We start from the raw sequence: 13,134 nt of genomic DNA, 5'->3' as shown, positions 1-13,134 counted from the left end.
TCGCAACGCCATGACCGAGCTCCAGACCTTCCTCTCCGCCAACTCCGCCTCCATCCTGATCGAAATCGTGGGCACGCAGGGCTCCACCCCCCGCGAAACCGGAACCTTCATGCTCGTCTCGGCCGAGCATCTCTGGGGTACGATCGGTGGTGGGCAGTTCGAGTTCCTGGCGATTGCCAATGCCCGCGACATGCTGCGGGGCGCGGGTGTGGAATTCATGGCCATTCCGCTCGGTCCCGAGATCGGCCAGTGCTGCGGTGGGCGTACGCAACTGCGCTGCCGGCCGGCGACGGCTGAAGTCATCGACGACCTGAAGCGACGGATCGAGGACGAGACGCATGATTGGCCGGAGGTTCACATTTTCGGGGCCGGCCATGTGGGTAAGGCGCTTGCGGTAGCGCTCAGGCCCCTGCCCCTGCTGACAACCGTCATCGAGACCCGCAGCCAAGAGCTCGACGAGCTTCCCGCAGACATAGCCACTCGGCTCGTCGCCATGCCCGAAGCACAGGTCGCCGACATGCGTCCCGGTTCGGCGCTCGTCATCCTGACGCATGATCACGCACTCGATTTCCTGATCGCCCGCGAGGCGCTTGCCCGCGACGATCTCGCCTATGTCGGCATGATCGGCTCGGCTACCAAGCGCGCGACTTTCTCCCATTGGCTGGTGCGCGACGCCGGCGGCGACAAGGCATGGGTGGACAGGCTGACGCTGCCGATCGGCGGCGCCACGGTCAGGGACAAGCGGCCGGAAGTGATTGCCGCCATGACCGCGGCTGAAATCATGACCGCGCTTACCCTTTACCGCCTCAGATCATCCTCGTAGCGCGGCTCACGTCCATCCAGAAACCCCATGTCGCGCTTCACGCGATCCGGCATGTCATCGAGATCGACCTTGCCGGGCGTCCCATCACCGCGCGATAGCGGCAGGCTCAACAATTCGATCAGGCGCATCCAGGCAGGAATTTTCTCGACGGATGTTTGTTCGACAATTTGGCAACTCATGACATCACCTCGGATGTTTGATGTATGGAATTGCAGTCTGCGGCCGAAAGTGCTGTAAATCCAATCGAACAACTGTCTGCATGCATAAAGAGAGCTTATCCATGAAGCTATCGAAGCAGTTTCCGCTCAATGCGCTGCGCGTCTTCGAGGCTGTGGCGCGCCTGGGCAGCTTCACCAAAGCCGGCGAAGAGCTCGGCATGACGCAGACGGCGGTGAGCTACCAGATCAAGCTTCTGGAGGAGAATGTCGGCGAACCGCTCTTCCTGCGCCGCCCCCGGCAGATTTCGCTGACGGAGACGGGCGAGCGACTAGCGCCGAAAGTGGCCGAAGCCTTCGACATGCTGGCAGAGGCCATGGCCTCGCTGCGCAAGACGACCGAAGAAACGCTGACGATCCACTCGACCGCGACCTTTGCCCAGCAATGGCTGTCGCGCTATATCGGCTCGTTTCAGTTGAAGCACCCGAACATGGCTGTCAGGTTGGTAACCTCCTCAACCGTCATCGATTTCCAGCGCGAGACGGCCGATGTCGCCATTCGCTGGGGACGAGGCAATTGGCCGGGATTGATGGCGCATCGATTCATGGAACTTGATTTCGCCCCGATGCTCAGCCCGAAACTCGCCGCCGAGATCGGCGGGATCAACGAGCCGGCCGACCTGTTGAAGCTGACGATCATCAGCGCCGGCGATCATTGGTGGGCACAATGGTTTGCGGCCGCCGGCGTCGAGAATCCGGGGCTCGATAAATTTCCGAAGAACGAGTTTGGCACACAAATCCTCGACGCCAGTATCGCCATGGCGGGCCAAGGCGTGGCGATACTCAATCCCGGACATTTTCAGGAGGATGTCGCGTCGGGCAGGCTCTACCAACCCTTCCCGCTTACCTGCAATGATGGCCGCGACTATTGGCTGGTTTATCCGGAAAACAGGAGAAACGTTCCGAAAATCAAGTCTTTCCGGAACTGGCTGCTGGAGAAATTCAACGTCGAGCAAAGTTGAGAGCGACCAACGCCGATCAATAGTCCATATCAGGCGCATAAAAGCAGCGTAGCGTATTCTCGTCCGGGAAGAGGCACAGGTGATAGGCACCATCCGGCGAGTGCATGGTTTTCCGCTGCGGGATCAGAAAGGTATGATTGCGCGTCACGAGCCGATGATCGCCGGGTTCGAGGGTGATCTGAAAGCCGCCTTGGACGACCTTCACGGTGCGAGAGGGTATCATCTGGCAGTCGCCGCTCTCGCCGTCACCGTTGCAACAATAGGGATCGTAAGCCCAACCGCTGGGAGCATCGTGGCCGTAGGCATGGATGCAAAATGCAAAGAAAAACATAACAAGCGTTAGAGTAAAGCGCATGGGCAATTCTCCGCTGGCAATGTGCTGCCGCGAAGGCGTCTCGCCCGGCGGCCCGACCTTGCAACGATCGTCACACGGCCATCTTGAATCATCTATGTCTGCCAAATCCCGGCGGCAAGACCTACAAAATCCGCCGAATGCATCAGGATTGCCGATATATGAGCACTCCACAATACACAGGATCGTGTAATTCCTGCGGCAAGGCTCAGCCGACCAAAGAGGCCGGCAATAAAACTCTCCCCTTCCCTAGTCGCCCAACATTTTGCAAGGTGTCGAGTCGAAGGAAAAAAGGGGAACTGAATGTATGAATATGCCATCGCGTGGGAATGGCTGGCCTTTGCTGCCCGCTGGTTTCACGTCGTCACCGCCATTGCCTGGATCGGCTCGTCCTTTTATTTCATCGCGCTCGATCTCGGGCTGGTGAAGCGCCCGCATCTTCCCCCCGGCGCCTATGGCGAGGAATGGCAGGTGCATGGCGGCGGCTTCTACCATATCCAGAAATATCTGGTCGCCCCGGCGCAGATGCCCGAGCATCTCACCTGGTTCAAATATGAGAGCTATTTTACCTGGCTCTCCGGCTTCCTGATGCTCTGCATCGTCTACTACGGCGGCGCGGATCTCTTCCTCATCGACCGGCATGTGCTCGATGTCAGCGCCCCCGTCGCCATCCTGATCTCGCTTGTCTCGCTGGCGGTCGGCTGGCTTGTCTATGACGGGCTCTGCAAGTCGCCGATCGGCAAGAATACCTGGGGCCTGATGGCGGTGCTCTATGTCGTGCTTGTCTTCATGGCCTGGGGCTACACGCACCTCTTCACCGGTCGCGCCGCCTTCCTGCATCTTGGCGCCTTCACGGCGACGATCATGTCGGCCAACGTCTTCATGATCATCATCCCCAATCAGAAGATCGTCGTCGCTGATCTGATCGCCGGCCGCACGCCGGACCCGAAATATGGCCAGATCGCCAAACAGCGTTCACTGCACAACAACTATCTGACGTTGCCAGTCATCTTCTTCATGCTGTCGAACCATTATCCCCTGGCCTTCGGCACTGAGTTCAACTGGGTCATCGCCGCCCTCGTCTTCCTGATGGGCGTCACCATCCGCCACTGGTTCAACACGACGCATGCGCGCATGGGCAAGCCCACCTGGACCTGGCTGGTGACCGTCATCCTGTTCATTCTCATCATGTGGCTATCGACGGTTCCGAAGGTGCTGACCGGAGAGAAGGATGCGAACGCCGTTGCCCCGGCCTTCCAGCAGTTTGCCGCCGACGCTCATTTTCCTGCCGCCAGGCAGATCATCTCGACGCGCTGTTCCATGTGCCATGCGGCAGAGCCGGCTTATGAAGGCATCGCCCGGCCGCCAAAAGGTGTAATGTTGGAAAACGACGCGGATATGGCTATGCATGCCCGCGAGATCTACATCCAGGCAGGCCGCAGCCAAGCCATGCCGCCCGGCAACGTCACCGATGTGACGCCGGACGAACGCAAGCTGCTGGTCGCCTGGTATGAAAGCGCCATCAATCAGGGCAAACAAGAATGACGACGACACTCCTCCGCGGCCGCCTGCTCTCCTTCCTGCGCGCGCCGCAGAGCCTGACCGATACCGGCAGCTATATCTATGAAGAAGACGGCGGTCTTCTGATCAAGGACGGCATCATCGCCGCTCGGGGGTCCTATGCCGAGATCAAGGCCAAGGCACCGGCCGATGCAGTCGAAGCCGACCATCGCCCGCACCTGATCATGCCGGGCTTCATCGACACGCACCTGCATTTCCCGCAGATGCAAGTCATCGCCTCCTACGCGGCCAACCTGCTGGAATGGCTGAACACCTACACCTTCCCCGAGGAATGCCGCTTCGTCGAAAGCGCCCACGCCGAGCGCATTGCCACGCATTTCTACGACGAGCTGATCCGTCACGGCACAACAACAGCCGTCGCCTACTGCTCCGTCCACAAGACATCGGCCGACGCTTACTTCGCCGAAGCGATGCGCCGGAACATGTGCATGGTCGGCGGCAAGGTGATGATGGATCGCAACGCCCCGCAGGGCCTGCTCGACACGCCTGATATGGGCTATGACGAGACCCGACAGGTCATATCGGACTGGCACGGCAAGGGCCGCAACCATGTCGCCATCACCCCCCGCTTCGCCATCACCTCGACGCCCGAGCAGATGGAGGCGACCGCAGCGCTCGCCCGCGAATTCCCCGACCTGCACATCCAGACGCATCTCTCGGAAAACCACGACGAGATCAAATATACCTGCGAGCTCTACCCTGAAGCCATCGACTATACGGATATCTATGCCCGCTACGGCCTGCTCGGCAAAAAGACCCTCTTCGGCCACTGCATCCATCTCTCGGAGCGCGAGGCGGATGCCATGAGCGAAGCCGGCTCGATCGCCGTCCACTGCCCGACCTCGAACCTCTTCCTCGGCTCCGGTCTCTTCCCGCTGAAGGCGCTCTCCCGCCGCGAAAAGCCGGTTCGCATCGGCGTTGCGACGGATATCGGCGGCGGCTCCAGCTATTCGATGCTGAGGACGATGGACGAGGCATACAAAATCCAGCAATTGCTCGGCGAGCGCCTCAACCCGCTGGATAGCTACTACCACATGACCCTCGGCAACGCCGAAGCGCTGTCGCTCTCGGACCGCATCGGCACGCTTGAACCCGGCACCGACGCGGACCTCACCATCCTCGACGCATCGGCAACGCCGGCCATGGCGCTGAAGATGGAAGTGGTGACGACCCTGCACGAAGAACTCTTCCTGCTGCAGACGATGGGTGACGATAGGGCAATCGCCGAGACCTACGTCGCCGGCAAGGCGATGAAGAACGCTCTTCATCGCCTTTAAGGCGGGATCAAACCACCGGAACCGTCCCGCCATCGATCGTGTATTCCGCCCCGTGGATGGATGCCGCACGATCCGAGGCTAGGAAAGCGACGAGTTCCGCCACCTCTTCCGGATAGGCCGGGCGGCCGATCGGGATACCGCCGAGCGCATCCATGATGCTCTGGTGCGCCGCAGCTTCATCGATACCGCCATGCTCCGCAATTCGCTGGACCATGGCTTCCGCCGCCTCGGTCATGATCCAGCCGGGAGCGACCGAAGTCACGCGGACGCCTTTCGGACCGAGTTCCTTGGAGAGGACCTTGCTATAGGTCGTAAGCGCCGCCTTTGCCGCAGCGTAGGCGATCGTCGATTCATGGAGGGGAAGCCTGCGCTGGATTGAGGAAATGTGGATGACCACGCCCGACCGGCGCTCGATCATCTCGGGCAGCAGCGCCCGGTCGAGCCGCACCGCAGCCATCAGATTGAGATTCAATTCCTGCTGCCATAGCGCGTCGGTGATAGCCGCAAAGCCTCCACCCGGCGTGCTGGAGCCGCCGAGATTGTGGATCAGAATATCCAGACCGCCGAATTCCTGACGAAGGCGCTCGACGACGTAAGCGACGCCTTCCGGGGTCGAAAGATCAGCCCGGATGAACAAGCCATCCCTCTGCCCTTCCGATGGCGAGCGTGCCGTCGCGGCGACGGTCGCACCGCCAGCAGAAAGCCGTCGGACGATGGCGGCACCCGCACCCTTTGTGCCGCCAGTCACAAGTACGCGCCTGCCCGAAAACTCTTGGCGATCGATGGAAAATGCCGATGCATGTCTCATAGGCCGATCTCCAGACCAACGATCTCACGGGCGCCGAGGGTAAAATTATAGTTCAGAGTAATGGGACTGCCGGAAAACGTGCCTGAAACGCGGGCTGCGATCTTTATGGCATCGCCATGAGCCTCCATGCCCTCGATCTCGGCGGTGATGCCATATTTCTCGGTGGTCCTCTCGATCCAAGCGCGGATCTCGGCACGTCCGCGCATATCCTCACCCTCGTCCCGGACCAAAGCATCCTCGGCAAAGCACGACAGCATACCGTCGATATCCCGTCTGTTCACGGCAGCGAAATAGGCTGCCAGCTTTTCAGGCAGTGATAGTGTCATCTCTCGGTTCCTCTGTTGAATGTCAGGAAACGGGGCGCCGCCGTTCACGCTTCGCCTTGGCGTTGCGCTGACCTGAAAATGGTGTTAAGCAAGAGAAATGGCAAGAACGCACGAAAAAGTAGGGTACTTACCCGAAAGTAAGCCCAACGACTTCTCGACACCATCGGCCGCGGCAAGCGGCGTGGAGAATGTCTTGCGCATCCTCGAGGGTCGCTGGAAGCTGGTCATTCTCTTCCACCTGTTCGGTGGCAAGCTTTTACGCTTCTCGGAACTGGAAAAGGCTATCCCGGCCATATCCCAGAAAATGCTGATCCAGCAGCTTCGGCAGATGGAAGCCGATGGCGTCGTCAGAAGGATCGTCCATCATCAGGTACCGCCGAAGGTAGAATATGGTCTGACCGATTGGGGACAAGCGCTCTGCCCGGCCCTAGACGCCTTGCTCAAATGGGCCGCAAGCAAGGAACCGGCGGTCGATGTCCCCTCTGGACAAGTCCTCGACGGTCCGCATACCTAGCCACTGGACAATCCCGGCGAGCATTAAATTTCCATAACATTGCTGCGAAAATCGTGTTATGGGCGAGTAAACTATTCACATGTGAAGGCAATCCGCAATGGCCACTCCGCTTACCATCGCCGATCTCAAGACACTCGCTCAGCGTCGTGTGCCGAAGATGTTCTTTGACTATGCCGATTCCGGCGCGTGGACGGAATCGACCTATCGGGCCAACGAAGCGGACTTCGCAAAGATCAAGCTGCGCCAGCGCGTTCTCGTCGACATGACGAACCGTACGCTGGAAACGACGATGGTCGGGCAAAAGGTATCCATGCCGGTCGCGCTTGCGCCGACGGGATTGACCGGCATGCAGCATGCCGACGGCGAGATGCTGGCAGCGCGCGCCGCTGAGGAATTCGGCATTCCCTTCACGCTCTCGACGATGAGCATCTGCTCGATCGAGGATGTTGCCTCGGTCACGTCAAAGCCCTTCTGGTTCCAGCTTTATGTGATGAAGGACAAGGACTTTGTCCTCAATCTGATCAACCGCGCCAAGGCGGCCAAATGCTCGGCGCTGGTCCTGACCGCCGACCTGCAGATTCTCGGGCAGCGCCACAAGGATGTGCGAAACGGCCTCTCCGCCCCGCCGAAATTCACTCCTAACCATATCTGGCAGATGGCGACCCGGCCGGTCTGGTGCATGCGCATGCTGCAGACCAAGCGCCATACCTTCCGCAACATCGTCGGCCACGCCAAGAATGTGTCGGACCTCTCTTCGCTCTCCGTCTGGACGAACGAGCAGTTCGACCCGCAATTGTCCTGGGCCGACGTTTCCTGGATCAAGGAACAATGGGGCGGACCACTGATCATCAAGGGCATCCTCGACGTCGAGGACGCGAAGGCCGCAGCCGACAGCGGCGCCGATGCGATCATCGTCTCCAACCATGGCGGCCGTCAGCTGGACGGCGCACCCTCGACGATCAGCATGCTGCCCTCGATCGTCGATGCGGTCGGGCACAAGATTGAGGTGCATCTGGATGGGGGCATCCGCTCCGGCCAGGACGTCCTGAAGGCCGTGGCGCTCGGCGCCAAGGGCACCTTCATTGGCCGGCCTTTCCTCTACGGCCTCGGCGCCATGGGCAAGGAAGGCGTCAGCCTCGCGCTCGGCATCATCCGCAAGGAAATGGATATCACCATGGCCCTCTGCGGCAAGCGGGATATCAAGGACGTCAACTCGTCCATCATCGCCGGACGGCAGTAAATGCGTATTTCGGCTTGCGGCCTGATGGTCGCAGGCCGTCTAGAACATTTCCGCTTTTCCTCGAAGCGCGGAAAAGCTTTATCTCTTTGATTTGACGCAATTCCCGGCGCAAAACCGTGTTACACTTTTGCTGGAATTGCCTTAGCTTCCGCGATAGGTCGAATAGCCATAGGGCGAGATCAGCAACGGGACGTGATAGTGCCCCGTCGTGTCGGCAATGCCGAAGCGGATGGGAACGAGATCGAGAAATGCAGGCTCCGTCAGCGTCGCGCCTGTGGCGCGCAGATAATCGCCCGCGTGGAACAGAAGCTCATAGGAGCCGACCTGAAAGTCTTCGCCAATAAGGATAGGCCCGCCATCGACGCGACCATCCGCGTTGGTCTCCACAGCCTTCAGATGCTTGCGCGCCTCGCCATCGATCTTGAAAAGATCGATCCTCAGCCCCTGCGCAGGTTTGCCGAGCGCGGTATCGAGCACATGGGTGGTCAGTCCGGTCATGGGGTCGGCGCTCCGATGGTAAAAGGCGTTTCGAAGAAGAATTCTTCCAGATTGTTGCCGGGACCTTCGCGGTCGACAACAAGAAAATCGCTAGGCTCGCCCAGCGCAATCAACGGGTGATGCCAGACATTGCGGCGATAGTTCACGCCCTGGTCGCCGCGCGCAAGAAACACCTGCGGCCTGCCCGGCCGGCCGGCCTCGTCTGCGGATACGACGACCAGAAACGGCCGCCCCGAGATCGGTGAAAAGCTCTGGCTGCCGAAAGGATGCCGCTCCATCATTCCAACCTCATAGGGAAAGGCCCGCGGCTGGCCACGGAAGAGATTGATGATGACGCGCGCACCCTCGCCCGCAGCCTCCGGCGCCGCCAGCGCATGAAAGCGCTCGGTCGTGCCGCCATTGATATAGCGCATCGTCGCCGGATCGGCCTCGATGACATCGCCGAAGAGGGCGAAGGCGGCTTTGGTGAGCGGATGGATTTCGAGATGCTGGGACATGAATGTCATTCGCCTTGGGCGCGCCAGTTGCGGAGGGAATCGAGTTCCTGCAGCAACTCCGGCATCTTGATCTTGACCGTCAGCCAGACGGTATCGACATCGACTTCGAAATATTGATGCGCAACGCGATTGCGCATGGTGCGGATATCCCGCCACGGTATTTGCGGATGATCGACCACGAATTCGGGATAGGTATCCATAATCTTGGTCACGCACTCCCCAATGGCAGCGACATTTGCAATCACCGCATCCTGCGTCCGCTGATCGCGATAAAACGTGGCCTTCTCCATATCGACCACATAGCCAATCGCCCGCGATGCCGCGGTTTCCATTCGATCAAGATAGGTGAAAAGCCGGTCTTCGGTCATATGGCCAGAGCTTCCGACAGGATACGGTCCCTAACCTTCGCGGGGAAATCGCCCGGAACTTTCACATCGACCCGGATGCCGAGCGCATCTTCCAGTTCCCACTGAACGCCGCCAAGCGTGAACAGGGTCGTCGTGGCCGAGGGATCGACAAGGATGTCGAGATCGCTGTCGACGCGATCTTCGCCTCTCAATACCGATCCATAGACACGCGGATTGGAAAGTTGCCGACGCGCGACAATCTCCCGGATCGCCTGCCTATTCTTCTCCAATGCTTCCGACGGTCTCATCGCGGCATCCTTCCCGATGCCGCGACTATAGCCAAGTGCCGTGAAAGAAAAAAGCTCACGCCCGGTTCTCAGCCCTTGTTGCCGTAGAGCCTCAGCCGCATCGTGCCGCCATCGGGATGCATGGCGTAGCGCACATGCGTGACCGGTCCGATATCAGCGACGGCTTCGGCGCCGTATTCGTGGATATGGTCCGCCTGGAGCTTGCTGCGCGACAGGATCGGCTTCCACTGCTCGGAAGCGGTAATCTCAGCCTCGGTCAGCGTATCGCCGAGATCGGGTAGATAGGCACCCATCAGTTCGCATGTATCTGGGAAATTGCCCTTGTAAAAGTGCGTATCGACCACGACGCGCTTGATCGTACCTGTATGACCGAGGCGGATGATCGCCCAGTCGTGGCCGGGGCCGCGGCGGCGCTTGGTTTCCCAACCGTCGCCCATGTTGCGACCGCGGCCGGGGCCCAGGATCTTGTCGGGGTGGCCGTAATGCGCGTCCGACCAGGCGAGCGACTTGGCGCCGTTGAAGATATAGGCGAGATCGACCTCTTCGGCAGCACCAACCTTCGACCAGTCGAAATAGGCCGAACCGTAGACACGCAGGCGCGCGACGCCACCGTCGGGATAGATATGCAGGCGCAGATGCGTCCAGACCTTTTGCCTGTCGACATTTTCGAAGAAATGCTGTGCGCTCGGCCCGAGCGGCGATTTAGCGAGAAGCTCAGTCCACTCGATCGCATCGCTCGGATCGCCGCTTTCGACGAAAGCCGCCTCGATCGAGCAATGCGGCGGATAGTTGCCGGTGAAGAAATGCGTATCGACATCGAAGCCGAAGATGCGGCCCGGCATGGCAAGCTTGATGATCGACCAGTCGTGGCCGGCAACGCGCTTGCGCCGGCTTTCCCAGCCATCCATGTACTTGCCGTTGTCGTCGTAGAGATCGGGATCGAAAACCGCCGGTGCATCCTGCAGCATCCGCTCGAGCGGCGCGAAGAATTCGTCGGTCGCATAGAGCCCCTTGGCGCCCAGGAAGGCGGATGCGAGGTTGACGGCGCCTACCGCAAAGGACGGCAGTTCGATCTTGGCAGTCTCTGTCATTCAGGTCTCCGGAAGCATGGATTGCAGGCGCAGCAGGGCGATCTTTTCCACCTGCGCGGCAGCGGTCGAAAATTCCTCATCGCGATCGTTGCCGACGCGCGTTTCAAAGGCCGCGAGGATATCGTCCTTGTTCAGCCCCTTCACGGCAATGATGAAGGGAAAGCCGAATTTCTCGGTGTAAGCGGTGTTGAGCGCGGTGAAGCGCGCATGCTCTTCGGCGCTCAGGCGGTCTAGGCCAGCGCCGGCCTGCTCGCGCCTGCTGTCTTCCGTCAGTTCGCCCGCAATCGCGAGCTTGCCAGCGAGATCCGGATGCGCCTTCAGTACACCAAGCCGCTCGTTCGCCTCCGCAGCGCGGAATGCCGCGACCATCGCCACATGCACCTCGACGCACAGCAGCGGCTCGACGATGCGACCTGCATCATGCGCCCGCTCCGCGATGAAAGGAGAGTGCTCGAAGACGCCGCCGAAGCGCGCCACGAAATCCTCGCGGGTCACCATCAGATCGCTCCTGCCGCAGTTGAATCGGGCTTATAGTGCTGGTGCCAATGTTGCGCAATCTCGATGCGCCGCGGGACCCAGACCTTGTCGTGCTTGAGCACATATTCGATGAAACGCCTCAATGCCGCGGCGCGCCCAGGGCGGCCGACGAGACGGCAGTGGAGCCCGACCGACATCATCTTCGGGCTGCCGGCCTTGCCTTCTTCGTAAAGCGTATCGAAGGCGTCCTTGAGATAGGTGAAGAACTGGTCGCCGGAGTTGAACCCCTGCGGCGTCGCAAACCGCATGTCGTTCGTTTCGAGCGTATAGGGGATGATCAGGAACGGATTTCCGTCCACCCCATTGACCCAGTAAGGCAGATCGTCGGCGTAGGAGTCGGAGGAATAGAGGAAGCCGCCCTCTTCCTGCACCAGCCGCAGCGTGTTGTCGGAAGGCTTGCCCTGGTACATTCCGTAGGGCCGCTCGCCGGTGAGCTCGGTATGCAGCCGCACCGCCTCGAGAATGTGCTTGCGCTCCAGATCCTCGGGAAAATCCTTGTATTCCAGCCAGCGATAACCGTGGCTGGCGATTTCCCAGCCAGCTTCCTTCATGGCTGCCACCGCTTCCGGATTGCGCGCCATGGCAAGCGTCACGCCATAGACGGTCGCCTGCACCTTGAGTTCGGTGAACATCCGCCAGAGGCGCCAGAACCCGCTGCGGGAACCATATTCGTAGATCGATTCCATGTTGAGGTTGCGCTGGTTCGGCCAGGCGGCAGCACCGACGATCTCGGACAGAAGGTTTTCGGAGGCCGGATCGCCGTCGAGGATAGAGCTCTCGCCGCCCTCCTCGTAATTGATGACGAACTGCACGGCGACACGGGCATCGCCCGGCCATTTCGGATCGGGCGTGTTGCGGCCATAGCCGACCAGATTGCGAGGATATGTATCGGACACCATCGAACCACCCTTTCGAATGGAACAGACGGTAAGCATGGATGACGGGATTGTCGAGACGGAAAGAAAGAAACCGCGTTTTTCCCTTGAAACGCAAGCTTTTAGATTATTGCCTCAAGCGCTCTTACGGGCACTCACCCTGCCCATCGGGTGAAGAGAATGCACGCGGAACGGACCGCCTGCTCCTTCCTCCATCATCAAGGCGATATTGGAAACGGGGACCGGCGCGGTAAGAACCGGCTCGAAGAAGGCCCGTAGCGCCTGCTCGATGCGAGGCATGTCGGCCTGACAGACAGGTCCCGTCAGCATCATATGGAAGCGAAATTCGTCCATGACATGCGCGCAACCCCAGCGGTGCAGGTTGGCGAACTGCGTTGCCGAGAGACCATCCGGATCGCAGCGGTCGATCTCGGCCTCGGTCAGCGGCGCACGGTAGCGGTCAAATTCCTGCACCAGCGCCGCCGCCAGGTAGTTGAGCGACGCACAGGGAAAGGACGGCACGAGCCCGAAAGCGTTCCCGAGCCTAGCAACTTCCAGTCGTGGGATCTCGAAGGGAGCGAGGGTGCCGGAGAAGCGCATGAGATCGCGCAGAAGAGCCGGTTCGTCGGCCTCGTTGGCAAGGCGGAAAGGCGCCTTCAGCTCGCCGTGAAAACCATAACGGCGCGGCACGGCGGTATGGTAGGCGATCTCCTGGATACCGAGGCCCCGGATAGCCGGAGGATCGATCATGGCGCCGGAATATATGTTGCGGCCCAGCCAATTGGCGGCAACCAGCGTTAGCGGATCGCTGACAGACGGCGTGAAGCAAATGGCGTGGCGCATGCGATCTCCTCTTTCGTTCAGGTTGCAATCGGCGAATCCG

General features: G+C 60.2%; 18 protein-coding genes. 6 read left to right on the top strand and 12 right to left on the bottom strand.

The window, feature by feature from the left end; translation table 11 throughout:
• Window positions 1-10: 10 nt before the first annotated feature.
• Window positions 11-823: a xanthine dehydrogenase accessory protein XdhC gene (xdhC, locus tag EV561_RS06935; RefSeq protein WP_132519034.1), complete on the top strand. Its 813-nt coding sequence runs from the start codon at window positions 11-13 to the stop codon at window positions 821-823.
• Here the strand turns inward: xdhC and EV561_RS06930 are convergent.
• Window positions 799-1,002, bottom strand: a complete 204-nt coding sequence (locus tag EV561_RS06930; protein ID WP_132519031.1) for a hypothetical protein — start codon at window positions 1,000-1,002, stop codon at window positions 799-801. The two genes, xdhC and EV561_RS06930, sit on opposite strands and share 25 nt — an antisense overlap.
• Before the next feature lie 101 nt (window positions 1,003-1,103).
• On the opposite strand from EV561_RS06930, the gene EV561_RS06925 reads away from it, so the two are divergent.
• Window positions 1,104-2,000: a LysR substrate-binding domain-containing protein gene (locus EV561_RS06925; RefSeq protein ID WP_132519028.1), complete on the top strand. Its 897-nt coding sequence runs from the start codon at window positions 1,104-1,106 to the stop codon at window positions 1,998-2,000.
• Between the two features lie 16 nt (window positions 2,001-2,016).
• On the opposite strand, the gene EV561_RS06920 is transcribed toward EV561_RS06925, so the two are convergent.
• A complete protein-coding gene (locus tag EV561_RS06920) occupies window positions 2,017-2,355 on the bottom strand; it encodes a hypothetical protein (protein ID WP_132519025.1) in 339 nt (112 codons plus the stop codon).
• A 300-nt stretch (window positions 2,356-2,655) separates the two neighbouring features.
• Between EV561_RS06920 and EV561_RS06915 the strand changes: the two genes are divergently transcribed.
• Together EV561_RS06915 and guaD are read left to right on the top strand one after the other, a co-directional pair.
• The gene (locus EV561_RS06915; protein ID WP_132519022.1) at window positions 2,656-3,897 is read left to right on the top strand and encodes a urate hydroxylase PuuD; all 1,242 of its coding nucleotides are present in this window, start codon (window positions 2,656-2,658) and stop codon (window positions 3,895-3,897) included.
• Window positions 3,894-5,210 (top strand): guanine deaminase, encoded by a 1,317-nt coding sequence (gene guaD / locus EV561_RS06910; protein ID WP_132519019.1) that lies wholly within the window; start codon window positions 3,894-3,896, stop codon window positions 5,208-5,210. The genes EV561_RS06915 and guaD overlap by 4 nt, the downstream gene beginning before the upstream one ends.
• A 7-nt stretch (window positions 5,211-5,217) precedes the next feature.
• On the opposite strand, the gene EV561_RS06905 is transcribed toward guaD, so the two are convergent.
• Both EV561_RS06905 and EV561_RS06900 read right to left on the bottom strand, forming a co-directional pair.
• Window positions 5,218-6,018 carry an SDR family oxidoreductase gene (locus EV561_RS06905; RefSeq protein WP_132519016.1) on the bottom strand — a complete coding sequence of 267 codons (801 nt, stop codon included), beginning with the start codon at window positions 6,016-6,018 and terminating at the stop codon, window positions 5,218-5,220.
• Window positions 6,015-6,344, bottom strand: coding sequence for a nuclear transport factor 2 family protein (locus EV561_RS06900; RefSeq protein WP_132519013.1), 330 nt, complete (start codon window positions 6,342-6,344; stop codon window positions 6,015-6,017). The genes EV561_RS06905 and EV561_RS06900 overlap by 4 nt, the downstream gene beginning before the upstream one ends.
• 97 nt (window positions 6,345-6,441) lie before the next feature.
• Between EV561_RS06900 and EV561_RS06895 the strand changes: the two genes are divergently transcribed.
• Together EV561_RS06895 and EV561_RS06890 are read left to right on the top strand one after the other, a co-directional pair.
• Window positions 6,442-6,858, top strand: coding sequence for a helix-turn-helix domain-containing protein (locus tag EV561_RS06895; protein WP_132519010.1), 417 nt, complete (start codon window positions 6,442-6,444; stop codon window positions 6,856-6,858).
• Between the two features lie 97 nt (window positions 6,859-6,955).
• Window positions 6,956-8,098: an alpha-hydroxy acid oxidase gene (locus EV561_RS06890; RefSeq protein WP_132519007.1), complete on the top strand. Its 1,143-nt coding sequence runs from the start codon at window positions 6,956-6,958 to the stop codon at window positions 8,096-8,098.
• A gap of 141 nt (window positions 8,099-8,239) precedes the next feature.
• Here the strand turns inward: EV561_RS06890 and uraH are convergent, their stop codons facing one another.
• From uraH to EV561_RS06850, 8 genes are all read right to left on the bottom strand, one after another.
• Window positions 8,240-8,596, bottom strand: coding sequence for a hydroxyisourate hydrolase (gene uraH, locus EV561_RS06885; protein WP_132519004.1), 357 nt, complete (start codon window positions 8,594-8,596; stop codon window positions 8,240-8,242).
• The gene (locus EV561_RS06880) at window positions 8,593-9,093 is read right to left on the bottom strand and encodes an ureidoglycolate lyase (protein WP_132519001.1); all 501 of its coding nucleotides are present in this window, start codon (window positions 9,091-9,093) and stop codon (window positions 8,593-8,595) included. Before EV561_RS06880 ends, uraH begins: the two co-directional genes overlap by 4 nt.
• Before the next feature lie 5 nt (window positions 9,094-9,098).
• On the bottom strand, window positions 9,099-9,461 hold the full coding sequence (locus EV561_RS06875) for a DUF86 domain-containing protein (protein WP_132518998.1): 363 nt from the start codon (window positions 9,459-9,461) through the stop codon (window positions 9,099-9,101).
• Window positions 9,458-9,748, bottom strand: coding sequence for a nucleotidyltransferase family protein (locus EV561_RS06870; RefSeq protein ID WP_132518995.1), 291 nt, complete (start codon window positions 9,746-9,748; stop codon window positions 9,458-9,460). Before EV561_RS06870 ends, EV561_RS06875 begins: the two co-directional genes overlap by 4 nt.
• A 68-nt stretch (window positions 9,749-9,816) precedes the next feature.
• Complete coding sequence (gene alc, locus EV561_RS06865) at window positions 9,817-10,839, bottom strand: allantoicase (RefSeq protein ID WP_132518992.1); 1,023 nt, start codon at window positions 10,837-10,839, stop codon at window positions 9,817-9,819.
• The gene (gene uraD, locus EV561_RS06860) at window positions 10,840-11,337 is read right to left on the bottom strand and encodes a 2-oxo-4-hydroxy-4-carboxy-5-ureidoimidazoline decarboxylase (protein ID WP_132518989.1); all 498 of its coding nucleotides are present in this window, start codon (window positions 11,335-11,337) and stop codon (window positions 10,840-10,842) included. It abuts the gene before it with no gap.
• Window positions 11,337-12,275, bottom strand: coding sequence for an allantoinase PuuE (puuE, locus tag EV561_RS06855; RefSeq protein ID WP_132518987.1), 939 nt, complete (start codon window positions 12,273-12,275; stop codon window positions 11,337-11,339). The genes uraD and puuE overlap by 1 nt, the downstream gene beginning before the upstream one ends.
• Window positions 12,276-12,386: 111 nt before the next feature.
• Window positions 12,387-13,094, bottom strand: coding sequence for a DUF1045 domain-containing protein (locus tag EV561_RS06850; protein WP_132518984.1), 708 nt, complete (start codon window positions 13,092-13,094; stop codon window positions 12,387-12,389).
• Window positions 13,095-13,134: the final 40 nt, after the last annotated feature.

It is taken from the genome of Rhizobium sp. BK376 (genome assembly GCF_004341625.1).
Lineage (GTDB): Bacteria > Pseudomonadota > Alphaproteobacteria > Rhizobiales > Rhizobiaceae > Rhizobium.
The sequence above is the reverse complement of the archived record's forward strand: the minus strand, read 5'-3'. Positions and strand labels throughout refer to the sequence as shown.

What these genes read in the sequence shown, in the direction of transcription:
- EV561_RS06890 (WP_132519007.1), top strand. Translation starts at nt 6,956, where the DNA reads ATGGCCACTCCGCTTACCATCGCCGATCTCAAGACACTCGCTCAGCGT.
- EV561_RS06925 (WP_132519028.1), top strand. Translation starts at nt 1,104, where the DNA reads ATGAAGCTATCGAAGCAGTTTCCGCTCAATGCGCTGCGCGTCTTCGAG.
- EV561_RS06850 (WP_132518984.1), bottom strand. Translation starts at nt 13,094, where the DNA reads ATGCGCCACGCCATTTGCTTCACGCCGTCTGTCAGCGATCCGCTAACG.
- EV561_RS06900 (WP_132519013.1), bottom strand. Translation starts at nt 6,344, where the DNA reads ATGACACTATCACTGCCTGAAAAGCTGGCAGCCTATTTCGCTGCCGTG.
- guaD (WP_132519019.1), top strand. Translation starts at nt 3,894, where the DNA reads ATGACGACGACACTCCTCCGCGGCCGCCTGCTCTCCTTCCTGCGCGCG.
- EV561_RS06870 (WP_132518995.1), bottom strand. Translation starts at nt 9,748, where the DNA reads ATGAGACCGTCGGAAGCATTGGAGAAGAATAGGCAGGCGATCCGGGAG.
- uraD (WP_132518989.1), bottom strand. Translation starts at nt 11,337, where the DNA reads ATGGTGACCCGCGAGGATTTCGTGGCGCGCTTCGGCGGCGTCTTCGAG.
- EV561_RS06905 (WP_132519016.1), bottom strand. Translation starts at nt 6,018, where the DNA reads ATGAGACATGCATCGGCATTTTCCATCGATCGCCAAGAGTTTTCGGGC.
- EV561_RS06930 (WP_132519031.1), bottom strand. Translation starts at nt 1,002, where the DNA reads ATGAGTTGCCAAATTGTCGAACAAACATCCGTCGAGAAAATTCCTGCC.
- EV561_RS06895 (WP_132519010.1), top strand. Translation starts at nt 6,442, where the DNA reads ATGGCAAGAACGCACGAAAAAGTAGGGTACTTACCCGAAAGTAAGCCC.
- EV561_RS06875 (WP_132518998.1), bottom strand. Translation starts at nt 9,461, where the DNA reads ATGACCGAAGACCGGCTTTTCACCTATCTTGATCGAATGGAAACCGCG.
- alc (WP_132518992.1), bottom strand. Translation starts at nt 10,839, where the DNA reads ATGACAGAGACTGCCAAGATCGAACTGCCGTCCTTTGCGGTAGGCGCC.
- xdhC (WP_132519034.1), top strand. Translation starts at nt 11, where the DNA reads ATGACCGAGCTCCAGACCTTCCTCTCCGCCAACTCCGCCTCCATCCTG.
- uraH (WP_132519004.1), bottom strand. Translation starts at nt 8,596, where the DNA reads ATGACCGGACTGACCACCCATGTGCTCGATACCGCGCTCGGCAAACCT.
- puuE (WP_132518987.1), bottom strand. Translation starts at nt 12,275, where the DNA reads ATGGTGTCCGATACATATCCTCGCAATCTGGTCGGCTATGGCCGCAAC.
- EV561_RS06880 (WP_132519001.1), bottom strand. Translation starts at nt 9,093, where the DNA reads ATGTCCCAGCATCTCGAAATCCATCCGCTCACCAAAGCCGCCTTCGCC.
- EV561_RS06920 (WP_132519025.1), bottom strand. Translation starts at nt 2,355, where the DNA reads ATGCGCTTTACTCTAACGCTTGTTATGTTTTTCTTTGCATTTTGCATC.
- EV561_RS06915 (WP_132519022.1), top strand. Translation starts at nt 2,656, where the DNA reads ATGTATGAATATGCCATCGCGTGGGAATGGCTGGCCTTTGCTGCCCGC.